Here is a 22,955-nt window from a genome sequence, read left to right on the forward strand (position 1 = left end):
GGCCCGCCCGAGCGATCGGGCGGGCCGGACTCCCATACCCGCACTATCCGGTATCTCTACACAGGAGTGGAGCCATGCTCACATTCATCCTGCGCCGCGTGCTGTCGGGCATCATCCTGATCTTCGTGATCACGGTCATCGCCTTCACGCTGCTGTACCTCGGCAGCGGCAACATCGCCCGCACCATCCTCGGCCAGAACGCCAGTGAAGAGCTCGTGGCGCAGAAGGCGGCGGAGCTCGGCCTCGATCGGCCCCTCATCGTCCAGTTCCTGGATTGGGCCGGGTCCGCCATCACGGGCGACCTCGGTCGCTCCTGGTTCAACGGTCAGCTGGTCAGCGTCCAGCTCGCCAGCCGCCTCTCGGTCACACTGTCGATCGTGATCGGCGCGATCCTGATCACCGCCATCGTCTCGACCATTCTCGGCATCCTCGCCGCCCGTCGAGGCGGCGCCGTCGACGGCACGGTGCAGTTCATCTCGATCGTCGGCTTCGCCATCCCGGGCTTCCTCATCGCCCTCTTCCTCGTCCTGATCTTCGCGATCAACCTCCACTGGTTCAAAGCGACCGGCTACATCCCGATCACGACGTCCTTCACGGGGTGGTTGAGCAGTGTGACGCTGCCGATCATCGCCCTGTCCATCGGCGGCATCGCGACGATCTCTCAGCAGGTGCGCGGATCGGTGCTCGACGGTCTCTCGCGCGACTACGTGCGCACACTGCGCAGTCGCGGGCTGAACTCGAACCGTGTCGTGTACAAGCACGTCCTGCGCAACGCCGGCGGCCCGGCTCTCGCCCTGCTGGCCGTGTCGTTCGTCGGCATGGTCGGCGGCGCAGTGATCGTCGAGCAGATCTTCGCCCTCCCGGGCATCGGATCGCTCACCGTCACGGCGACCGCGGCCGGTGACATCCCCATCGTGATGGGGCTCGTCATCGTCTACGCGGTCATTGCAGTGGTCGTCAACCTCCTCATCGACCTTGCGCAGGCTGCGCTCAACCCGAAGGTGCGACTGTCATGACCGCCATCGAAGTCCCCACGGACATCCCCACCCCCGGGGCGCGCACCGATCACCTGCTCCGCAAGCTGGTGCGCAACCCGCTGGCCCTGATCTCACTGATCTTTCTCGCGTTCGTGGTGCTGATCGCGCTCATCGGACCGCTCATCGCGCCCTACAACCCCAACCCTGCCGATCTGCAGGCGATCCTCAAGCCGCCGAGTCCCGAGCACCTGCTCGGCACCGACTCAGCCGGGCGCGACGTGCTGTCGCGACTGCTCGTCGCCACTCAGATCAGCATCGCCGCGGCACTGCTGGCCGTTGTCACCGCCCTCGTGTTCGGAGTCGTCTCCGGCCTGATCGCCGGCTACTACCAGGGCTGGTTCGACAACGTCGCCTCGTGGGTGACCTCGCTCGTGATGGCACTGCCCGCCCTGGTGATCCTGCTAGCTGCGCGAGCAGTCATGGGACCCTCCGTGTGGGCCTCGATGTTCATCTTCGGCATCGTGCTGGCACCGGCCTACTTTCGGCTGGTGTACACCATGGTCACAGCGGTCAGGTCGGAGCTCTACGTCGACGCCGCACGCGTGTCGGGCCTGAGTGATCTGCGCATCATCGGCCGCCACGTCTTGTCGGTCGTGCGGGCACCGATCATCATCCAGACCGCGGTCGTGGCGATCATCGCGATCGCGATCCAGTCGGGCCTGGAGTTCCTGGGTCTCGGCGACACCTCGGTGCCCACCTGGGGTGGGATGCTGCAGGACGCGTTCACGAAGATCTACGTGGCTCCGCTGCTCATGGTGTGGCCCTCTCTCGCGATCGGGCTGACGAGCATCGCCCTGATGCTGCTGGCGAACGCGATCCGCGACGTGCTGGAGCGCACGGTGGTGGTGCGTCGCAAGCGGCGGCGCGCGGTGACCAGCCGCACCGGTTCGATCGCCGCCGTCACCACGGCCACGAGCGTGACCGATCTCGGCGACGAGGTGGACATCGTCACGCCGGACGGCGAGCCCATCCGCCACGACGACGACCAGCAGTCGGCGATCCGCTCGTCCGAGGTGGTGCTGAGCGTTCGCGACCTGCGGGTCGGCTACGGCCAGAGCGACGGCGCCGTCACCGAGGTCGTCCACGGCGTCTCGCTCGACATCCGCAAGGGCGAGGTCCACGGGCTGATCGGCGAGTCCGGGTCGGGCAAGTCGCAGACCGCTTTCGCGATCCTCGGCCTGCTGCCCAAGGGCGGCAGCGTCACCGGCGGGTCCATCGACTACGAGGGGACGCGCCTGGAGAACGGAAGCGACGCCGTGTACGCCGGTATCCGCGGCCGCCGCATCGGATACATCCCGCAGGAGCCGATGAGCAACCTCGACCCGTCGTTCACGATCGGCAGCCAGCTCACCGAGCCGCTGCGGGTCACGCTCGGCATGAGCAAGAAGGAGGCGCGAGACAAGGCGCTCTCCCTGCTCGAGAGGGTCGGCATCCCGAGCCCGGTGCGCACGTTCAAGGCCTACCCGTTCGAGGTGTCCGGTGGAATGGCCCAGCGCGTGCTGATCGCCGGGGCGGTCTCGACCGATCCCGACCTGATCATCGCCGACGAGCCGACCACAGCGCTCGATGTGACGGTGCAGGCCGAGGTGCTCGATCTGCTGCGCGATCTGCAGGCCGAGCGCCACATGGCGATGCTGCTGGTGACGCACAACTTCGGCGTCGTCGCGGACCTCTGCGACCGGGTCACGGTCATGCAGTCCGGTCTGTTCGTCGAGACCGGTCCGGTGCGGGCGATCTTCCAGCGCCCGGAGCACCCGTACACGAAGTCCCTGCTCGCGTCGATCCTCGACGAGGGCCCCGCACGCCCGCCGCTGGTCGGCGCCGCAACCCAGGGAGGAAACCGATGAGCGAGTCACTGCTCACCGTCGACGACCTCGTCGTCGAATACCCCGGCAAGGGCTTCCGCGCCAAGCCCTTCCCGGCGCTCAAGGGCGTCTCGATCGACATCAAGCCCGGCGAGACGGTGGGCCTGGTCGGCGAGTCCGGGTCGGGCAAGACGACCCTGGGCCGGGCGGTTCTCGGTCTGGCCCCGGTCACCGGCGGGAAGATCACGTACGCCGGCAAGGACATCAGTCGCCTGCACCGCAAGGAGCGTCGGGCCCTCAGCTCCGAGATCCAGGTCGTGTTCCAGGATCCGTACTCCTCGCTGAACCCGTCGCTGACGATCGAGCAGATCCTGGCCGAGCCGTTGCAGGCGCGCGGCGTCGCATCGACCACCGCGAAGACCCGAGTGCGGGAGCTGCTGGACCAGGTCGGACTGCCCTCCGACGCCCGCAGCCGCCTCCCGCGGGAGTTCTCCGGTGGGCAGCGGCAGCGCATCGCGATCGCACGCGCGCTCGCCCTGGATCCGAAGCTGATCGTGTGCGACGAGCCGGTCTCGGCTCTGGACCTGTCGACGCAGGAACGGGTGCTCGATCTGTTCATCGACATCCAGCAGCGCACCGGTGTCGCCTACCTGTTCATCACGCATGACCTCGCGGTCGTGCGTCATATCAGCCATCGGGTCGCGGTGATGTACCGCGGCGAGATCGTCGAGAGCGGCGACGGCGAGCAGGTGACGGGTCGCCCCGCGCACCCGTACACCCGGCGCCTGTTCATGGCCTCACCTGTGCCCGATCCCGACAAGCAGGAGGTGCGTCGCACCGAGCGCCGCGCCCTTCTGGACGCCGAGTCCGCCGCAGCCTGACCCCCTTCCCGGTGGTCGACTTCGTCGATCGCGGCCACCGGGATCCCACGCACGCCCACCGGGCCCGGTCCACCGCCGGTCCCGTCCCACCCATCGAAGGATCCTTCCGTGACCTCCTCCACCGATCACCTCCTGCCGCTCCTGTCGAAGCTGACACTGGAAGAGAAGGCCTCGCTCATCCAGGGCGCGGACTTCTGGACGACCGTTCCGCTGCCCTCGATCGGGCTGCGCGCCATGACGCTGTCCGACGGACCGGCCGGCGTGCGCGGTCCCCGGTGGGACGAGCGCGAGCCCTCCCTGAACCTGCCCTCCGGCTCGGCATTGGGCGCTTCGTGGGATGCGGATCTCGCCTACCGGTACGGGGCGGCCGCAGCATCCGAAGCGCGTCGCAAAGACGTGGACGTCGTCCTCGGCCCGACGATCAACCTGCACCGCTCGCCGCTGGGCGGACGCCACTTCGAGTGCTTCAGCGAGGACCCCGAACTGAGTGCCGAGCTGGCCGCCGCCTACGTCGGAGGTCTGCAGGACAACGGTGTGGCCGCGACTCCGAAGCACTACGTCGCCAACGACTCCGAGACCGACCGCTTCACCGTCGACGTGCGCCCGACCGACCGGGCGCTGCGCGAGCTGTACCTCGCGCCGTTCGAGCGGGCGGTGGATGCCGGGGCCTGGGCGCTGATGAGCGCCTACAACGCCGTCGACGGCGTCACGATGACCGAGAACGACCTGCTCGAGGACCCGCTCAACTCGGAGTGGGGCTTCGACGGCGTGGTGATCTCGGACTGGACGGCGGTCCGCAGCCTCGCCTCCGTCCCCGCGGCGCAGGACCTGGCGATGCCCGGCCCGGCTCCGGCATGGGCCGGACTGGTCGACGCCGTCCGCGACGGCCGCGTGCAGGAGGCCGACATCGATCGCAAGGTGCTGCGGCTGCTGCTGCTGGCCCAGCGCGTCGGAGCCCTCGGCGACTCGGTCGCCCTGACGCCGACCCGGATCGACGGCGTCGCCCTCGCGCACGAGGCCTCGGTCGAGGGTGCCGTGCTGCTGACCAACGACGGCGTGCTGCCGATCCCGGCCGATGCCGGGCGCCGCATCGCCGTGATCGGCCACAACGCCCGCGAGGCGCGGACCCAGGGCGGCGGCAGTGCGACAGTGATCCCCGAACGCGTGATCTCGCCCCTGGACGCGCTGCGCTCCGCCCTCCCGGGCGCCGAGATCTCGTACTCGCTCGGCGCGGCCGTGCAGGACGGCGTCGCCGCCCTGCCGCTCGAGCACATGACCAACCCGCGCACCGGCGAACCCGGCCTCACCTCGACGTTCGTGGACGCCGAGGGTGCCGAGCTGTTCAGCGAGGACCGCCGCTCGAGCGCACTGGTGTGGTTCGGCGGCGACGCGCCCGTCTCGACCGCGAGCCGGCTCGTGCTGCACACCACCTACACGCCCGATGAGACGGGCACCATCCTGCTCGGCTTCGCCGGCGCCAACCACGGCCGCCTGTTCGTCGACGGCGCCCTCGCGGTCGATGACACACCCGTCATCGAGGGCACGGACCTCGGCGCCGCGTTCCTGAATCCGCCCTCGCTCACGGCCCCCTTCGCGGCGACCGCCGGCACACCGATCGACCTCCGCGTCGAGTTCACCCTCGCCGGGGCGGACTCGCCGCTGGTGGGCGTCCTGAGCGCCACGCTGGGCATCGCGCCCGACGACTCCGACCCCGACGGGCTCATCGCCGCGGCCGCGGCGGCGGCAGCGGCATCCGACATCGCCGTCGTGGTGGTCGGCACCAACTCGAAGGTGGAATCCGAAGGATACGACCGCGAGAACCTCGACCTGCCCGGCCGGCAGGACGACCTGGTTCGCGCTGTCGCGGCGGCCAACCCGCGCACCGTCGTCATCGTGAACGCCGGCTCTCCCGTCGCGCTGCCCTGGGCGGAGGATGTCGCGGCGATCGTGCTCGGCTACTTCGGCGGTCAGGAGTTCGGCACGGCGATCGCCGACATCCTCACCGGCGCCAGTGAGCCCGGCGGGCGACTGCCCACGACGTGGCCCGCGGCCTTCGCCGACGTGCCGGTCAGCGCCGTCACGCCCGAGGACGGGGTGCTGTCGTACGACGAAGGCATCCACGTCGGGTACCGCGCCTGGCTGCGCGCGGGGACCGCCCCCGCGTTCCCGTTCGGGCACGGCCTGGGCTACACCTCGTGGTCCTGGGACTCGGCGCACGCCGACGACGACGGCTACGCCGTCGAGGTCACGGTGACCAACAGCGGACAGCGACCGGGAAAGCAGGTCGTGCAGGTCTACGCCGAGCGCGCCGACTCCGCGGTCGAGCGGGCCGCACGCTGGCTCGTCGGCTTCGCGGTGGTGCGGGCCGAAGCGGGCGAGACCGTGACCGCCTCGATCCCGGTTTCCGCGCGCCGGCTGGCGTACTGGAACGAGGGGTGGGTCGTCGAGCCGGGCCTGTACACACTGCGCATCGGCGGATCGGTAGCCGAACTGCCTCTCACGGTGGGCTGGACGGTCGAGGCGTGAGCCTCGGCGCGCTCTCGGGTCTCGCCGCCGGAGTCGCCGACGATCGGCTGGGCACCCTCGTCGCGCGCCTGGACGGCATGCTCGGCGGCGACCCCGATCTCTCGTTCCAGGTCGCCGCGTACTCGGGCGGCGAGCTCGTGCTCGACGCCGTCGGAGGGCCGCACCTGGAGGTCGACTCGGTCATGGTGCCGTACTCGGTCACCAAGAACACCATCGGCGTGACGATCGGACTGCTCGTTCAGCGCGGCCTGATCGATCTGGACGCGCCGGTGGCCGAGTCCTGGCCCGAGTTCGCCGCGAAGGGCAAGCGATCCGTCACGGTCCGCCAGCTGCTTTCGCATCAGGCAGGCATTCCGCAGGCGACGCCCTCACTCAGCGGGGCCGAGCTGCTGGACGACCACGCGGCCGCCGAGCGGCTCGCGCAGAGCAGGCCGTTCTGGCAGCCGGGCAGCGCGTTCGGCTACCACGCGGTCACCATCGGCAACCTCGCCTCGGAGCTCGTGTTCCGGGTGACCGGACGCACCTTGCGGGAGTACTACGAGCAGGAGCTGCGCGCCCCGCTCGGCATCGACTTCTTCCTCGGACTTCCGCCAGAGCAGGAGGAGCGGCTAGTGCCGGTCCTGCCGATGATCCGTCCGGTCTCGGATGCGTCGACCAGCTTCAGCTCGGCACTGGGCCCCGTGGTCTTCGGGATGGCCGGTGCCCCGGTCGACTTCGCCAACGACCCGGTTAGCTGGCGCCACGGCCACCCCGCGGTCTCGGGAACCGGCACGGCACGGGGGCTTGCCCGGCTGCTGGCTGCGACGGTGACCGGCGTCGACGGCGCACCTGCGGTGCTGAGCACCGACACCGTGGAGATCATCGGTCAGCAGCAGGTGCGCGGCTACGACGAGGTGCTGGGCCAGCCCGGCCGGGCGCATGCCATCGTGTTCCAGAAGCCCACGGCATCCATGGCCTTCGGCGGTCCGCGGGCGTTCGGCCACGACGGTGCGGCGGGTGCTTTCGCCTGCGTCGATCCCGACACCGGAGTGGCCTTCGCCTACACCATCGCCCGCGGGCCCTGGCCCGGCGGCGGCGATCCGCGCGCGTTCTCGCTCGCCGCCGATCTCGGCGCTCTCCTGTCCTGATGCCCGGTACGAAGGAGCACGCATGACGACCCTGTACAACCCCGTCCTGAACGGCTTCCACCCCGACCCGAGCGTGGTGCGAGTGGGGGACGAATGGTTCCTGGCCACCTCGACCTTCGAGTATCTGCCCGGCATCCCGATCCATCGCTCGCGCGACTTCGAGAGCTGGGAGCTCATCGGCCATGTGGGGGCGGACCCCGAGACGTTCGGCATCGGCGAGGTCCCGACCGCCGGCGGCGTCTGGGCGCCGACCATCCGTCACCGCGACGGCGTCTTCCATCTCGTGGTCACGGTCGCCATGGGGCGGGGGATGCTGCACTTCACGGCCGCGGACCCCGCCGGTCCGTGGAGCGCGGGCGAGGTCATCCGCAGGGCCGACGGCTCGGGAAGCCTCGACGGCATCGATCCCGACATCGCCTGGGATGCCGATGGCACGGTGTACGTGACCTACTCGGGGCTCATCCTTGAGGGCGCGCAGATCGGCACTCACCTGGGCATCCTCCAGGCGAAGGTGGATCTGGAGAACCACGTCGCCCTCGAGGAGCCCCGCTCGGTGTGGTCGGGCACGGGCGGTCAGTTCCCTGAGGCGCCGCACCTCTACGAGGTCGGCGGGACCTGGTACCTGATGATCGCCGAGGGCGGCACCGAGCGAGGACACGGGATCAGCATCGCCCGCGGTGATTCTCCGGAGGGCCCGTTCGAGACGGCGCCGCAGAACCCGCTCGTGTCGGCCCGGTCGACCATCCGGCCCGTGCAGAACACCGGGCACGGCGACCTGGTGATCGGGCCCGGCGGCGAGTGGTTCTGCCTGATGCTGGGGGTGCGTCCGCGCAGCATGACGCGTGCGTTCTCGGCTCTGGGCCGTGAGACGTACGTCACCGGTGTGCAATGGCAGGAGGACGGCTGGCCCGCGATCGAACCCGTGCAGCTGAATGCTCGTCCCGGCACCCGCGTCGAGGTCGCCTTCTCGCTCGAGGAGGCACTCGACGCCGAGTGGATCGCGGTGCGCCGTCCGCCCGCCGCGATCGCGGACCTCGCTGCGCGGGACGGATGGCTGACGCTTCACGCCGACGGGACGACGCTCGATGACGCCCGGCCGGTCTTCGTGGGTCGCCGGCAGGAGCACCTGACCAACCGGGTGACGGTCAGCGCGGACACCGCTGCCGGCATCGGCGGACTCGCGGTGCGCTACGACGAGCGCTTCCACGTCGAGGTCGAAGCCGGGGCGGGCAGCGTCACGGCTCGGGCCGTGATCGGGGGGCTCCGCCAGGAGTGGACCCACCCGTTCGCGGGCGGAGAGCTCGATCTGCACATCGACTCGCGCAAGCCCGCCGGTTCCGGCATGGTCAGCACCAGCGACATCTTCGAGCTCGCCGCGACGATCGACGGCGTGCGCATCCCCCTGGCGGAGGTCGACGGACGCTTCCTGTCATCCGAGACGACCGAGAGCTTCACCGGCCGGGTCATCGGCCTCTACGCGGCGAGCGGCGACGTGTCGTTTCACCGATGGATCTGCGAAGGAGACGATGAATGAGCGGCGCCCGGATCGACACGCTGCGCGCGGAGCTGCGCGATGACAGTGCCTTCGTCGCGACGGCGACTCCGCGCCTGAGCTGGACCGTCCACTCCGACCGATCCGGATGGGTGCAGGCAGCGGCCGACATCACCGACGGTGAGGCGATCGTCACGAACGAGGGTCGCGACAGCGTCCTGGTCGCCTGGCCCTTCGCGCCTCTCGCCGCGGGTGAGAGCCGCGAGATCTCGGTGCGAGCGCGCTCCACCGACGGTGCGCAGACGCCGTGGAGCGCACCGCGGAAAGTCGAGGCGGGCTTCCTCGCCCACGACGAGTGGATCGCCCAGCCGATCGGCCTTGCCGAGCCCGCACGGGAGGCGCAGCCCGCCCTGGTGCGCACGTCCTTCACGATCGACCGCCCCGTCGCGCGCGCGACGCTGTTCTGGACGGCGCTGGGCGTCGCCGAGCCGGAGCTCAACGGCGGCGCCGTCTCGGACGACGTTCTCTCGCCGGGCTGGACGAGCTACCGGGACCGTCTCGTGCACGAGACCGTCGATGTCACCGCGCTCGTACACGAGGGCGAGAACGTCCTCGGTGCCACGATCGCCGGTGCCTGGTATACGGAGAAATACGGCTTCTACGACTTCGCTGAACGTCTCTACGGGGCGCAGCCCTCGTTCCTCGGCCAGCTGCGGGTGACATATGCCGACGGCGCGGTGGAGACGGTGGCCGCGACCGGAGAGGGGTGGAGCGCCTTCGGCGATGCAGCCGTGGTCGACAGCGGCATCTACGCCGGCGAGCATCAGGACCTGCGCCGGGCGGTACCCGGCTGGTCCGATCCGGAGGCGGCGAGCGGAGAGCGCGCTGACGCGAACTGGATGCCCGCGCGCGTCGGCGCCGCCGCGAACCCGGGTTACGAGCACGTGCCGGCCCCCGAGGCTCGGATCGCCGCGCCCGTCCGCCGCATCGACGCCCTCCCCGTCGCCGCGGTCGTCCCGACACCCTCCGGGGGGACGATCCTGGACTTCGGCCAGAACCTCGTCGGCCGGGTGCGGATCCGTGCCCGCGGTACGGCCGGGCAGCACGTCGTCGTGCGGCACGCGGAAGTGCTCGAGGACGGCGAGCTCAGCATCCGGCCCCTCCGCAACGCCGCCGCGACCGCGACCTTCGACCTGGCGGGCGGCGAGGAGGTCCTGGAGTCCCGCTTCTCGTTCTACGGCTTCCGCTATGCCGAGATCACCGGGCTCGATCTCGATCCGGACGACGTCGAGGCCGTCGTCCTGCACACCGATATGACCCGTACGGGATGGTTCTCCTCCTCGCACCCGCTGCTCGATCGTCTGCACGAGAACGTCGTGTGGGGCATGCGCGGCAACTTCCTGTCCATCCCGACCGACTGCCCGCAGCGCGATGAGCGCCTGGGGTGGACCGGCGACATCCAGGTCTTCTCTCCGACCGCGAGCTTCCTCTACGACTGCGATGCCTTCCTCACCTCGTGGCTGCGCGACCTCGCCCACGAGCAGGCCCGCAACGACGGCGACGTCGCCCTCGTCGTGCCCGCCGCCCTGCCCTCGTTCGGCGACCTCGGCGCGACCGCCGCGTGGGGCGATGCCGCCACCGTGGTGCCCCGGGTGCTGCACGACCGCTTCGGCGACGTCGGCGTACTCGAAGCGCAGTACCCGAGCATGCGCGCCTGGGTCGATCTGGTGCTCTCGCAGGCGGGCGACAGCGGTCTGTGGGCGGGCCGGATGCAGCTCGGCGATTGGCTGGACCCGGCCGCGCCGCCCGACAAGCCGGGACAGGCGAAGGTCGACGGCGACATCGTCGCGACCGCCTACCTCGCCCGCTCGCTGCGCCTCGTGTCCGAGGCGGCCGCCCTCCTCGGACACGACGCCGATGCCGCCGCGTATGCGGCCCTGGCAGAGCGCAGTCGTGGCGCCTTCGTGGCGGAGTACGTCACTCCGGCCGGCCGCATGATGAGCGACGCGCCCACCGCCTACGCCCTCGCCCTCGAGTTCGATCTCGTGCGCGATCCCGCCCTGCGCCAGGCACTGGCGCGCCGCCTCGCGGCGGTCGTCCGCGAGGGGGGCTACCGCATAGCCACGGGGTTCGTGGGCACGCCGCTCGTCACCGACGCCCTGACGGCGGGCGGACATCTTGATGCCGCCGAGCGCCTGCTGCTGCAGACCGAGAGCCCCTCATGGCTGTACCCCGTCACGATGGGTGCCACCACGGTGTGGGAGCGGTGGGACTCGCTGCTGCCGGACGGCACGGTGAACCCGGGCGAGATGACGTCGTTCAATCACTACGCCCTGGGCGCGGTGGCGGACTGGCTGCACCGCACCGTCGCGGGGCTGGCCCCTGACGAGCCCGGCTACCGCCGGATCCGGATCGCGCCGCGACCCCTGCGTGCGCTCGAGCACGCCGAAGCGCGCCACCTCACGCCCTACGGCCCGGCATCCGTCTCGTGGGTCCGCACAGGCGATCGGATCGTCGTCCGCGCCGTCGTCCCGGCGAACACCAGCGCGGTTCTCGACCTGCCGGGGACGACGGGGGAGGTGGGCTCCGGCGAGCACGAGTGGAGTTTCGCGGCTCCGCCGGAACCCGAGCGCCCGGCGCTGCCCGGGCTCGCGGCATCCCTCGCCGACGTCATCGACGACCCGCGCGCGTACCGTGCGCTGCTGGACACGGTGGCACGCTTCGATGCGGATCGCGCCGAAGCGGTGCGGGCCGAGACGGTCTGGGGGGCGAAGCGCAACGTGTCGTCGGCACTCATGTTCGTGCCGCCCCCGCTGCTGGACGAGGTCGACGCGGCGCTGCGCGGCGCGACCGCCCGCTGACCGAGCGTGCTCAGCGCACGGTGAGGATCACGCGGCGGTAGGCCTTCAACGGCGCCGGCGCATCATCCGTCGCCTCGGCGATCAGGTGGATCGTCTCGCCGGGGCGCGCATCGGCGGGTACGGCGACGATCGTCGTGGCACCGGTCGCGGAGGACGCCTCGACCTCGCCGGGGTATGTCCCGGCCTCGTCGTACACGCTCCAGCGAACCAGAACGCCGTCGCCGTCCGGGTCCGACGCCTCGGCCGTCACGGTGACCGACTGGCCCGGATCGACGTCGAGGTCGATGCCTTCCGCGACATCGAGGTGAGGGTGATGGTTCGCATCGGCGAAAGCCGGCGTCACGCTCCACTGCAGACGCGCAGCGAAGTCGGCCTGGGCGTCGGCGAACCACCGCGTGACCGACGCTTCGTCCCCGGTGGGACCGCCGCTCGCCCAGTCCGCCCCACCCGGCGCGAAGGCGGCGTCGACGAGACCCCACGAGTCATCGCCCTCCGCTGTGCGCTCGTAGCGACCGCCCCACCCGCCGTACGTCGGGTGTTCATGCCCCCGGAGGCCCGGCACCAGCAGCGCGAGCATGTTGGTCGTGTCTCCTTCGGAGATCCACTCGCCCGCCGGCTGCGGATCCATCCACACCCCGAAGCCCTGTGCGCGCAGCTCTTCAGCCGTCTGGCCCGAGAGGTGGAAGTAATCCGTGAGGTCGCCCGGCACCATCTGGCGCCCGTCACCCCAGACGCGGTACAGCGCGCCGAGGGGACCTTGTGACGTCACGTTCTCCCGCGTCCACTCGGCGCCCAGCAGCGGCAGGTCCTCGGGGCGGATCGTGCGTCGCGCCATGTATCCCCACGCGAGCGTGGCGACCTCGATGACCCGGATGGCGGGCCAGTGCAGACGGATGTAGTCGTCGTAGGTCGCATCCTGCGACGCGAATTTCGTGATGACCGCCTTGGCGGACACCTCCGCGCGTACGCGCTCCCCGTCATCCGTGCCGGCGAACCGCTCCTCGATCGACATCAGGGCGCGCGCGACGGTGCTCGGCCCTGCCCACAGCTGCAGGTAGACCGGTCCCGGCTCGTCGTCCAGGAGCACATCGGCGATGAGCGAGGAGCCGGGCGACTCCGCAGCGGTGTCTCCCTCGAAGTCCACATTCCCTTCGCGGATCACCGCGCGCAGTTCATCGGGCGAGGGATAGCGGGGGTCATGGACGACGAGATTCTCATAGGCCTGCGCATAGGCGTCGACCGCGTCGTCGATGAATCGTTCGCCCGGGGCCCACCGCCAGGACGTCTGCGGTTCGTCGTACTCGCGCTCGGGCAGGAAGAACGTCGTCCCGTCTCCGTCGCCGCGCCAATGGAAGCGGCTGCTCGCATACACCAGTCCCTCGATCTTCAGCTCATCGGCGTAGAGCAGGAAGCGGATCATCGAGTTCAGATCGTCCAGTTCGGGGTCTGCGGTGACGATCGTGCGCGGGCGGGGGATGGTGGACACGCGGGATGCCGCGGCTTCGGGCTTCATGCACTGACTCCTGCCGTCGGGCCGGTGGATTGCCAGCGCTCGAACTCGGCCAGCTTGAGGTAGAAGTCCTCGAACATCAATCGGGTGTCCACCCAGGTGTAGACGCGCATCGGTCGCGCTCCGGCCACGGCGCGGTAGGAGCCGTCGTCCTGGATCGCCGGAGTGGGCCGCTGGACGTGCCGGCTCGAGGTGGAGTCGGGCTCGAACAGGGACTGCAGCGCGGTGAGCAGCACGAGGGGGGAGTCGCCCAGCGCGTACGTCTCCGAGGCGCCGCCCAGATGCGTCCCCACCAGCGCGAACACCGCGGCGACTTCGTCGTACAGGTGGCGGCCGAGCGGTCCTGCAGCCGCGACGCGCAGTCGCAGTTCCGCATCGGAGACGAGGCACTGGCGGTAGACGTCCCGCGGCACCTGCCAGATCGGGAGGGTGGAGTCCGTGAAGACGACCTGCCCGGCGATCAGGTCGATCAGCAGGTTGTATTCGATGGGCATCGCGTTCGGCGGCGGAACGGCCAGGCCCCCGTGCTCCGAGCCGCCGATCCAGACGACCGTGAGGCGCTCGGCGATCCGCGGCTCCACGAGCCACGCCGAGGCCAGATCGGTGAGCCCGCCGCCCGCGACGTAGAACAGCGGCGTGGAGAGGTCATCGCGCATGGCCTCCGCGACGATCGCGGCGACCGCGGCGGAGCGCTGAGGCGTTCGTCGATCCTCGAGAGCACCGTTCGAGCCCTGCACGATCACAGCCGAGGAGGTGAGCCCCATCCGGGCGAACAGGTCGCGGACGACGCTCGCCGCGTTCTCCGCCTGGCGGTCGCTGGGATCGAACGGATCGTCCGGGCGCAGATGCGACGCGACGACGAGAGGGATCGTGACACTCGGTGAGAGCAGGTGGTGCACGAGTTGGTAGAGGTCGTCGGGGTCCCCCGAGAAGTCGTTGTCGATGATGAGGCGAGCACGGGGCGCGGATGCCGGAGGGATCGCCTGCCAGGGGGAGCTCCCGAGACTCCAGGTGCGGGACGGCTCCGCTCTCGGCAGTCCTGACATGCGGGTCATCGTCGACATCCTTCCGCCGGCGCACGAGTCCGACACCGAAATCGTAACACCGGTTGACCAATTTAGCCGGCTCCGCAACTGCCGAGCGAGCGGCGCAGTCTGGGTCGGGTTCAGTCGGCGAACATAGGAATGATCCGCCATCTCGTCGCGGCCGTGAGCCGGTTCATGAGCTCCAGCGCTGCCGACCGTGCGTCCGCGACGCTCTCCGACGAGGAGACGTCCAACGCCAGCGGCGGTGCTTCACCGAACTTCGGGATCTCGATCTCGACGCGGGTCGACGCGCCGAGGGCGATGAACGGGCGACTCGTCCCCGCGCGCTCGATCGACGCGCCGAGCGTGCGCGATATCACGTCGAGGCCCTCGAGCTTGGTGAGCGCCTCGTCGACGACGAGAGTGGCGACGTGCGGGGGCGAGGGCAGCTGATCGGTCACGGTGATGCCCATCGTAGGACGCGATCAGGGGGCGTCGGCCAGGATGCGCGCGATGACGTCGCGCGCACTGCGCGCCTCGGCGGCGGGGTCGTGCGCTCCGGCGTCCCCCGCGGCGAGCAGCATCGCCTTCCACAGCGCCCAGGCCCGTCCGCGGGCCCAGACGTCCTCGCTCCAGCCGAGTGCGTCGCGGAAGGCGACGCGGGCGGGTTCGTCGAACATCGTCCAGGCGATCGCCAGATCGCACGCGGGGTCGCCGACACCCGAGGTGCCGAAGTCGATGACCGCCGCCAGCCGGCCGCCCCGGACGAGCAGGTTGCCGGGGGCGATGTCGCCGTGGAACCACACCGGCGGGGCGGTGATCCGCGTGCGGAGTGCGGCGTCCCAGACGCGGCGCGCGGCTGTCGTGTCGATCACATCCTCCAGCCGCTCGAGCGAGCGCTGCACCTCCGCGTCGTAGAAGCGCGGGTGAGCGCCGCGGTGGAAGCTGTGGTCTCCCGCCGCCGGCCCGCCCGCGGCGTCGCACCGAACCAGCTCGCTGAGGAATCCCGCGACATCGAGGGCGAACGCCGTGAGGTCCTCGATGGGCGCGTTCGCCGAGGATTCGCCGTCGATCCACCGGTACACCGACCACGGGCGGGGGAACTCGGCAGTCGGCGCGCCCCGCCCCACCGGCTCGGGGATCTGCAGTCCGACATGCGCGGCGATGACCGGCAGCCACTGCTGCTCTTTCGCGACGGCGGCGGCGTACCCGTCCGCGCTGGGCAGTCGCACGAGGAGGTCATCGCCGAGCCGGAAGGTGCGGTTGTCCCAGCCGCCGGGAACCACCTGCCGGATGCCGAGCGAGGACCACTGCGGAAACTGCGTGTCCACCAATCGCTGCACGAGAGCCGCATCCAGCGGCGCCGGACTGTGCATATCGGAGGACCTCTCACCGGGGACGCTTCTCATGATGGCGCACGCCGGCCGATGCGAGGAGGAAGGCGCGAGGCAGGCGTCTCTTCCGGAAAACCCGAAGCGAGAACTCCAGCAGTCCCGGGGGCGCCGATGAAGGCGCGACCGTACCGTGGAGGCATGACCTCCCAGACTGCTGCGCATCCCGCCGTCGCGTCCATGCCTTCGGCGCGTCGATCGACCCTCACCTCTCCGCTGCGGGTGGGCGGTGCGATCGCGCAGCTCGCCGCGCTCGGCGTCGTCGGCCCGATCGTGTTCACCGTGCTGTTCGCCCTGCTGGGCATCGGCCTGGGTCTCGTGCCCGTGCTCGGCATCGGCCTCATCGTTCTGCTCGGCTTCATCTACACGCTCTACGCCGTGGCGTGGCTCGAGACGGCTCGGGTCGACGGTCTGTACGATCTGGGGCTGCCCGGGCTGCGCCCCCGCGCGCGCACCCGCCCCGGTTTCGGCGGGTTCCTGCGGATGGTGTGGCAGCAGTTCATCGACCCCACGATGTGGCGCGCGGTGGCCAGCGCCGCCATCTCCACGGTTCTCGGCCTGGTCGTCCTTCCGCTGCTGTCCATCGTCGCGTCCGGCATCGTGCTGGCCTTCGCGCCGCTGTTCGCCCGCAGTGGCGCCGTGCGGCTCGCCGGCACGGGCATCGATGTGCCGGTGGCATGGGCGTCGGTGGTCGGCATCCTCGCCGCGGTGATCGCCCTGGCCGCCGTCGTCGGACTGGCCGTCCTGCACGGGGTGCTCGCTCGGGTGATCGTCGTGCCGACACGCGAAGCCCAGCTCACGGAACAGGCCCGCACCTCGGACGCGCAGCGGGCCGGCGCCATCCGCGCCTCCGAGGTGGAGCGCACCCGTATCGAGCGCGACCTGCACGACGGCGTTCAGCCGCGGCTGGTCTCGGTCGGCATGACCCTCGGCCTCGCGCAGCAGAAGATCGACGACGATCCCGAGGCGGCCAAGGCACTGCTCGCCGAGGCGCACACCTCGACGAAGGCCGCCATCACCGAGCTGCGGCAGCTGGCCCGCGGCATCCATGCGTCGGTCCTCGATGATCGGGGGCTGGATGCCGCGCTCTCAGCGCTGGCCGGCCGCTCGCACATCCCCGTCCACCTCGATGTCCGCCTCGACACCCGCTGCGACCGCAACGCCGAAGCGGCGATGTACTTCGCGATCGCCGAGACCCTGACCAACGCGGCCAAGCACTCGCGAGCAGGCGAGTGCCGAGTGGTCGTCCGCCAGCGCGCGGACGGAGCCCTCTGGGCGCGCATCGAGGACAACGGCATCGGCGGCGCCCAGGTGATCCCGGGCGGCGGCCTCGACGGGATCTCCAATCGCATCCTGGCCGCGGGCGGTACCGTGCGCCTGGACAGCCCCCAGGGCGGCCCGACCTCGCTGGAGGTGAGCGTCCCGTGCGCATTCTGATCTGCGAAGACTCGGTGCTGCTGCGCGAAGGGCTCGTCCGACTGCTCGAGGATGCCGGTCACGACATCGTCGCTGCGCTGCCGGACGCCGGCCGCCTCGATGAGACGGTCGCCCAGGGGGAACCGCAGCTCTGCATCCTCGACGTCCGGCTGCCCCCCACCTTCACCGACGAGGGCATCCGCGCCGCGCTGCGGCTGCGGGCACAGCATCCCGCCCTTCCGGTCCTGGTGCTCTCGCAGTATGTCGAGGAGCGTTACGCGGCGGATCTGATCACGGCGCCGGGCGGCGCGATCGGATACCTGCTGAAGGACCGCGTCGCCGATGTCACGGACTTCCTCGCCGCGATCACGCGGATCAGCGAAGGCGCCACCGTCCTGGATCCCGAGGTGGTGGCGCAGCTGCTCAGCCGTCGGCCGAAGGACGAGCGGATGCAGCGCCTGACCGCCCGTGAGGCATCGACCCTCGCGCTGATCGCGGAAGGCAAATCGAACCAGGCGATCGCCGCGGCCCTCTTCGTCTCAGAGGCCAGCGTCGAGAAGTACATCACCGCGATCTTCCAGAAGCTCGACCTCGAACCGGATGAATCCGGCAACCGGCGGGTGCTCGCAGCGCTCGTCCACCTCGAACACCGCGGCACGACGCCGCAGACAGGAGCCTCCTCATGAGCACCGCAACCCCCCTTTCCCCCGCCCCGCCCGTCCCGGCGAGCGGACCGCCGCCGCGGGAGACCCGCGGAGCATCCCGCGTCGTGGCGATCCTGACGATCGCGCTGGGGTGCGCGATCGTGCTGGGGACGATCGGATCCGCCGCGTTCTCGACGGTGGCGGCCGCGAGCGTCAGCACCGAGACGCAGACCGTCGATGCGGACGGGGTGACGGGCCTCGACGTCGCCGTCGATGCCGCTTCGCTGCGGATCGAGTTCGCAGACGTCTCGGAGGCCACGCTCGATGTGACCAGCGGCTTCGGCGTCGGCGCCTGGACGCTCGAGCGCGACGGCGATCAGCTGAGGGTCGCGACGCCCCCCCGATTCGGACCGCGGTGGCTGTTCGGCGGCGAGGTGCGGGCGACTCTGACGCTTCCCCGCGAGCTCGAGGGGTCGGAGCTGGACGCGGCGCTCGAGCTCGCTGCCGGGGAGCTCGCCGTCGACGGGGAGTTCGGCGACCTCGGTATCGAGGTGGGTGCGGGCACATTGTCCGTGGACGGATCGGCGCGGTCGCTGACGGCCCAGCTCAACGCGGGCGGCGCGGACATCGACCTGGCCGATGTGGACGAAGCCGACTTCACCGTCAACGCCGGCGCCGTCGACGCGCGCCTGACCGGTTCGGCGCCGGGCTCAGTCACGGTCGATGTCAGCGCGGGCTCGCTCGACCTGCGCCTGCCCGACGCGACCTACGACGTCAGCTCCGACGTGTCGGCCGGTGATTTCGAGAACGGCCTGCCGACCGAGCTGGGCGCGCGCAACGTGGTCGATGTCACGGTGTCGGCGGGCACGGTGGCCATCACCACCGCTCGCTAGCCAGCCCTCACCGGCCTCCGCGGGTCACCAGGCCACCGCGGAGGCCGACTCGAAGTCGCGCAGGGACTGCTCGGCGTAGGCGCTGGACCAGGTCACCACCGCATCGGCTGCCGCATCCGAGGTCCCGATGTAGCCGAGCACCTGACCGGCGGTGGGGCTCTGCGCATGAGCCCGCCCGAGCAGTCCGGCGCACGAGAGGACGTAGTCGCTGAACGCGTCGACCGGCAGACCCTCCAGCTCCACCGCACCCTTCATGTCGTGGAACTGGCGGACGTAGAAGGCGCGGCCGTTCGCCTCGAGGTGCCCGAGGAACGGGTCGGACACGGCCTGCAGCACGCGCTGCATCCCGACGACGCGGAAGCCCCCGCCGTGCGCCGCGACGCCGTCGGTGATCCGGGTCGGCTGCGGGATGCGACCGTACTGCGCCAGCACCGATTCGCCGGCCTCCTTGACCTGCAGCAGCAGGGCGTCCTCGTCGGCTCCCTGCAGCAGCTGGAGGTAGCAGCGGGTCCCGACGCTGCCCACGCCGACCACACGGCGCGCGAGATCGGTCGGCTCGTACTGCGCCAGCACGGTGTCGATGTCGATGCTCACGGTGTCGCGGTACTGGCCGAAGAGGGCGTGAATGGATTCCGCGGGGACCACGTCCCCGGCGGTGACGGCCTCGTCGAGCCGGAACCGCACCATGGTCGGCGGGTTCTCCACGAAGTGCAGCTTGCCGTCGGCATCCCTCTCGGTGGTGCGGCGGATCGCCCGTTGCGCCGTGCGGCGCTCCGCTGCCGCCAGCGCGGCGTCGAGCACCCGACGCCCGTCACGGCTGAGCTGCCGGCGCGCGGAATCGACGTTCAGATGCATGAAGTACCGTCCGGACGGACTGAGCTGCACCAGGCGCCGCAGGATCCCGACATACTGCGCGAACGCGCTGTACGCGATCCGCCGCACGTCACGGCGGTCGTAGCCGGCTTCGCGGCCGCCGACGATGACGCTCGTGAGCAGGCGCTTCACATCCCACTCCCACGGGGCGACCGCCGCCTCGTCGAAGTCGTTGAGATCGAAGACCAGCTGGCGCTCCGGCGACGCGTAGAAGCCGAAGTTGCTGATGTGGGCGTCACCGCACGATGCGACGAGGATCCGGGAGTGCGGGTCTCGGCCCAGGTCCAGCGCCATGAGTCCGGCGGTGCCTCGGTAGAACGCGAAGGGGCTGGCCAGCATCCGCTGCATGCGCAGCGGGACCAGCTCGGGCACACGCGTCTCGTTCTGCTCGCGCAGGTGCGCGACCGCGTCGCGGACAGCCGGGCGCTGTTCGGCGAGCTCGGACCGCGCGACGACACGGCGGAGGCTCTTACCGAGCTCTCGGGCCTCGGTGCGGCTGAAATGCGCTCGCTCGGTCAGCAGGTCGGGGGCATCGAGCGGCATGTCGCCCTCCTCGGGTAGATCACCATCGTGGCGCAGATCTCGGCGGGTCAGCGCAGGACGAGAGCCCCGGCTCCGATCAGGGGGCCATGACCGTCGAGACCGGATGCCGAGATCCTCACTCTGCGGGCGTACTCGAAGACCGCCGCGGCGGCGGCCGACTCTCGCACCAGGTCGAGATAGTCGCCGGAGACCTGCGCGAAGCCGCCCGCAACCACCGCGACGTCCAGGTCGAGCAGCGTCGCGACGTTCGCGATCGCCTCTCCGACGGCGCCGGCCGAGCGGTGCACCGCGGCGACGGCGGCAGGATCGCCGGCGGAGTACGAGACGGCGAGTTCCTCTCCCGACGAGCCGGACCAGCCGGCCGCGCGCGCCCAGGCCACGGCGGACGGCCCGGAGGCCAGCGCCTCGAGCGTGCCGTCGGTCGCCGGTGCCCCGGCGACCCGCTCGCGCAGGCGCAGCTGGCCGATGTGGCCCGCGTTCCCGGAGATCCCGGTCACCGGACGCCCGTCGATGATCAGGCCGCCGCCCACACCGGTGGAGACGATCATGGCGAGGGCGTTGCGGGAGCCGGCCGCGGCGCCGCGCCAGTGCTCGGCCAGGGCGATGCAGGTGCCGTCCAGAGCGAGACGGACCGGAACCCCCGGCTGCACTCCGCCGAGCAGCGACACGATCTCCAGCCCCGCCAGCGCCGGCAGATTCAGCGGCGCGATCGCGCCGCGGGTCAGGTCGACCGGCCCGGCGGAGCCGATCCCGATGCCGACCACCCGGTCGTCGGCCGCACGCTTGTCCAGCGCCCGCCCGGCGACGTGCACGATCGCCCGAGCGATGTCCTCCCGCTCGGCATCCCGCCCCGTCGGCGCCCGGTGCACCGAATCCGCGACCACGCTTCCGGAGTCCTCGACCAGCGCTGCGGCGACCTTGGTTCCCCCCAGATCGACGGCGAGGGCGAGCGTGCGCGCGTGCATGTGTCGATCCTGGCAGAGCGGCCAGGATAGCGACCGTCCCGATCGCGCGACACCCCTGCGCCGCCGCGGCCCGGGTGGGCCAGGATGGAGTCATGCTGAACATCCCCACCGTGACCCTCAACGACGGAACCGCCTTTCCGGAGCTCGGCCTGGGCACGTACGGTCTGCGCGGCGAGGCGGGTGTCGCCGCCGTCGTCGCGGCGATCCAGAGCGGCTACCGGCTGTTGGACACCGCGGTCAACTACGAGAACGAGCGCGAAGTCGGCGAAGCGGTGCGCGAGAGCGGCGTCGACCGCGACGAGCTGCTCGTGGCGACGAAGATCCCGGGTCGCAGCCACGGCTATGCCGAGGCGATCGACAGCACGACAGGCTCGCTCGCGCTCACGGGCCTGGACCACCTCGACCTGTCGCTCATCCACTGGCCGAACCCCAGCGTCGATCGCTACGTCGACACCTGGCGGGCGATGATCGACCTGCGGGAGCAGGGGAAGATCCGCTCGATCGGCGTGTCGAACTTCACCGAGCAGATGCTCACGCGCCTGATCGATGAGACCGGCGTCACGCCGTCGGTCAACCAGGTCGAGCTGCACCCGTACTTCCCGCAGGGTGCACTGCGTGCGTTCCATGCCGCTCACGGCATCCGCACCGAGAGCTGGAGCCCGCTCGCCCGCCGCAGCGAGCTTCTGCAGGAGCAGGTGCTGAGCGAGCTCGCCGAGATCCACGGCGTCACCCCGACGCAGGTCGTCCTGCGCTGGCACGTGCAGATCGGCAGCACCCCGATCCCGAAGTCGGCGGACGCGGAGCGTCAGCGCGAGAACGCGGACATCTTCGGTTTCGAGCTCACCCTCGACGAGGTGGGCGCGATCTCCGCGCTCGAGCGAGGACGTCTCTGGGACGGCGACCCGAACACGCACGAGGAGATGTAGCGCTCGCTACAGCTCGGCGAGCCATTCGGCGAAGCACTGCCGGCCGAGGTCGGCATCCGCACCGGGCAGGAGTGCGCCACCTCTCTGCGCGCGCCCCAGGGCGCCCGGCAGGGCGATCGCCGGGATCCAACCACGCGATCCTCGTGCGCGTGCGTACTGGCGCACCATGTCGACCAGGCTCTCTTCCCGCGGTCCCGCGAGATCCCGCACCCGACCGCTTGGCCCGGCCTCGGCCAGCGCGACCAGACGCTCCGCCACCTCGAGTGCGGCGACGGGCTGCGTGCGCATCTTCGGCGCCACGTGCAGCGGCCCGACCCTCGCGGAGGCGTAGATCTGCGCGGCGAATTCGTGGAACTGGGTGGCGCGCAGCAGTGTCCACGGCACCGGGCCGTTCTGGATCAGGCGCTCCTGCGCGAGCTTTCCGGCGTAGTAGCCTTCGGGCGCGCGGTCGATTCCGACGATCGAGAGCGCGAGGTGATGCGGGACGGATTCCGCGGCTGCGGCATCCAGGAGCGCCTTCGTCGTCGCTGCGAAGAACTCCACCGACTTCTTCGCATCGAGGGTGTCGATGCTGACGACGTCGATGATCGCATCCGCGCCCGTGAGCGCCCCCGTCACGCCGCTGCCGGTGCGCAGGTCCACACCGTGCCGGCGGGCCAGCACGACCACGTCGTGCCCTCGCGCGCGGGCGAGCTCGACGGTGTGGGCTCCGACGCGTCCGGTTCCTCCGGCGACCGCGATCCTCAGGGAGCGACCCTCCTCGGGGCTTTCGGCGTTCACGCTGCGCGGTCGTCCGGACGGGATGCTAGAGCTGTGCCCCGTTGTCGTCGGGGTCCTCGAGCCCCACATGACGCCCGCGCCAGGACTCGTAGGCGATGAGCCAGCCCATCGAGATCGCCGCGGCGAGGATCAGCCCGATCCACAGCTGCCCCCAGATGAGGCCGAAGATCACCCCGCCTGCGAAGATGAGGACCGTTCCGAGAAGCCACTGGATGCGGCCCTTGGGCCAGCCGGTGCGAGGTTCAGACATGAGCACAGCC

The 22,955-nt window shown here is 70.7% G+C and carries 19 protein-coding genes; 11 read left to right on the plus strand and 8 right to left on the minus strand.

Annotated elements, in window-relative coordinates; genetic code table 11:
• Window positions 1-74: 74 nt before the first annotated feature.
• The 7 genes from RWQ91_RS09255 (at window position 75) to RWQ91_RS09285 (ending at window position 11,729) form a co-directional block, all read left to right on the plus strand.
• On the plus strand, window positions 75-1,016 hold the full coding sequence (locus tag RWQ91_RS09255; protein ID WP_314505161.1) for an ABC transporter permease: 942 nt from the start codon (window positions 75-77) through the stop codon (window positions 1,014-1,016).
• Complete coding sequence (locus RWQ91_RS09260) at window positions 1,013-2,884, plus strand: dipeptide/oligopeptide/nickel ABC transporter permease/ATP-binding protein (protein ID WP_314505164.1); 1,872 nt, start codon at window positions 1,013-1,015, stop codon at window positions 2,882-2,884. The genes RWQ91_RS09255 and RWQ91_RS09260 overlap by 4 nt, the downstream gene beginning before the upstream one ends.
• Entirely contained in the window at window positions 2,881-3,723 is an 843-nt protein-coding gene (locus tag RWQ91_RS09265; protein WP_314505166.1) for an ATP-binding cassette domain-containing protein, read from the plus strand. The genes RWQ91_RS09260 and RWQ91_RS09265 overlap by 4 nt, the downstream gene beginning before the upstream one ends.
• A 234-nt stretch (window positions 3,724-3,957) precedes the next feature.
• Window positions 3,958-6,249, plus strand: coding sequence for a beta-glucosidase (locus tag RWQ91_RS09270; protein WP_399546222.1), 2,292 nt, complete (start codon window positions 3,958-3,960; stop codon window positions 6,247-6,249).
• On the plus strand, window positions 6,246-7,376 hold the full coding sequence (locus tag RWQ91_RS09275; RefSeq protein ID WP_314505171.1) for a serine hydrolase domain-containing protein: 1,131 nt from the start codon (window positions 6,246-6,248) through the stop codon (window positions 7,374-7,376). Before RWQ91_RS09270 ends, RWQ91_RS09275 begins: the two co-directional genes overlap by 4 nt.
• A gap of 22 nt (window positions 7,377-7,398) precedes the next feature.
• Entirely contained in the window at window positions 7,399-8,910 is a 1,512-nt protein-coding gene (locus RWQ91_RS09280; protein WP_314505172.1) for a family 43 glycosylhydrolase, read from the plus strand.
• Complete coding sequence (locus tag RWQ91_RS09285) at window positions 8,907-11,729, plus strand: family 78 glycoside hydrolase catalytic domain (protein WP_314505174.1); 2,823 nt, start codon at window positions 8,907-8,909, stop codon at window positions 11,727-11,729. Before RWQ91_RS09280 ends, RWQ91_RS09285 begins: the two co-directional genes overlap by 4 nt.
• Before the next feature lie 10 nt (window positions 11,730-11,739).
• Here RWQ91_RS09285 and RWQ91_RS09290 read toward each other — a convergent pair whose 3' ends face one another.
• The 4 genes from RWQ91_RS09290 to RWQ91_RS09305 form a co-directional block, all read right to left on the minus strand.
• Window positions 11,740-13,242 (minus strand): nucleoside hydrolase-like domain-containing protein, encoded by a 1,503-nt coding sequence (locus RWQ91_RS09290; protein ID WP_314505177.1) that lies wholly within the window; start codon window positions 13,240-13,242, stop codon window positions 11,740-11,742.
• Entirely contained in the window at window positions 13,239-14,294 is a 1,056-nt protein-coding gene (locus tag RWQ91_RS09295) for a nucleoside hydrolase (protein WP_314505178.1), read from the minus strand. The genes RWQ91_RS09290 and RWQ91_RS09295 overlap by 4 nt, the downstream gene beginning before the upstream one ends.
• Before the next feature lie 110 nt (window positions 14,295-14,404).
• Window positions 14,405-14,737, minus strand: coding sequence for a hypothetical protein (locus RWQ91_RS09300; protein WP_314505179.1), 333 nt, complete (start codon window positions 14,735-14,737; stop codon window positions 14,405-14,407).
• A gap of 12 nt (window positions 14,738-14,749) precedes the next feature.
• Window positions 14,750-15,640, minus strand: coding sequence for an aminoglycoside phosphotransferase family protein (locus RWQ91_RS09305; protein WP_314505182.1), 891 nt, complete (start codon window positions 15,638-15,640; stop codon window positions 14,750-14,752).
• Between the two features lie 156 nt (window positions 15,641-15,796).
• Here RWQ91_RS09305 and RWQ91_RS09310 point away from each other — a divergent pair, with 156 nt between their 5' ends.
• Genes RWQ91_RS09310 through RWQ91_RS09320 form a run of 3 tightly spaced genes read left to right on the plus strand, consistent with a single transcriptional unit; the run spans window position 15,797 to window position 18,608 of the window.
• Entirely contained in the window at window positions 15,797-17,092 is a 1,296-nt protein-coding gene (locus RWQ91_RS09310; protein ID WP_399546179.1) for a histidine kinase, read from the plus strand.
• On the plus strand, window positions 17,080-17,757 hold the full coding sequence (locus RWQ91_RS09315) for a response regulator transcription factor (RefSeq protein WP_314505185.1): 678 nt from the start codon (window positions 17,080-17,082) through the stop codon (window positions 17,755-17,757). Before RWQ91_RS09310 ends, RWQ91_RS09315 begins: the two co-directional genes overlap by 13 nt.
• Window positions 17,754-18,608, plus strand: a complete 855-nt coding sequence (locus RWQ91_RS09320) for a hypothetical protein (RefSeq protein ID WP_314505187.1) — start codon at window positions 17,754-17,756, stop codon at window positions 18,606-18,608. Before RWQ91_RS09315 ends, RWQ91_RS09320 begins: the two co-directional genes overlap by 4 nt.
• Window positions 18,609-18,632: 24 nt before the next feature.
• On the opposite strand, the gene RWQ91_RS09325 is transcribed toward RWQ91_RS09320, so the two are convergent.
• Window positions 18,633-20,024, minus strand: a complete 1,392-nt coding sequence (locus RWQ91_RS09325) for a DUF2252 domain-containing protein (protein WP_314505189.1) — start codon at window positions 20,022-20,024, stop codon at window positions 18,633-18,635.
• 47 nt (window positions 20,025-20,071) lie between these two features.
• Window positions 20,072-20,989, minus strand: a complete 918-nt coding sequence (locus tag RWQ91_RS09330; protein ID WP_314505191.1) for an ROK family protein — start codon at window positions 20,987-20,989, stop codon at window positions 20,072-20,074.
• Between the two features lie 92 nt (window positions 20,990-21,081).
• Between RWQ91_RS09330 and RWQ91_RS09335 the strand changes: the two genes are divergently transcribed.
• Window positions 21,082-21,915, plus strand: a complete 834-nt coding sequence (locus RWQ91_RS09335; protein WP_314505193.1) for an aldo/keto reductase — start codon at window positions 21,082-21,084, stop codon at window positions 21,913-21,915.
• Window positions 21,916-21,921: 6 nt separating this feature from the next.
• Here the strand turns inward: RWQ91_RS09335 and RWQ91_RS09340 are convergent, their stop codons facing one another.
• Entirely contained in the window at window positions 21,922-22,662 is a 741-nt protein-coding gene (locus RWQ91_RS09340; RefSeq protein ID WP_399546224.1) for an SDR family oxidoreductase, read from the minus strand.
• Between the two features lie 58 nt (window positions 22,663-22,720).
• The gene (locus RWQ91_RS09345) at window positions 22,721-22,945 is read right to left on the minus strand and encodes a hypothetical protein (protein WP_314505198.1); all 225 of its coding nucleotides are present in this window, start codon (window positions 22,943-22,945) and stop codon (window positions 22,721-22,723) included.
• Window positions 22,946-22,955: the final 10 nt, after the last annotated feature.

Origin of the sequence: uncultured Microbacterium sp., assembly GCF_963524805.1 — a bacterium.
Lineage (GTDB): Bacteria > Actinomycetota > Actinomycetes > Actinomycetales > Microbacteriaceae > Microbacterium.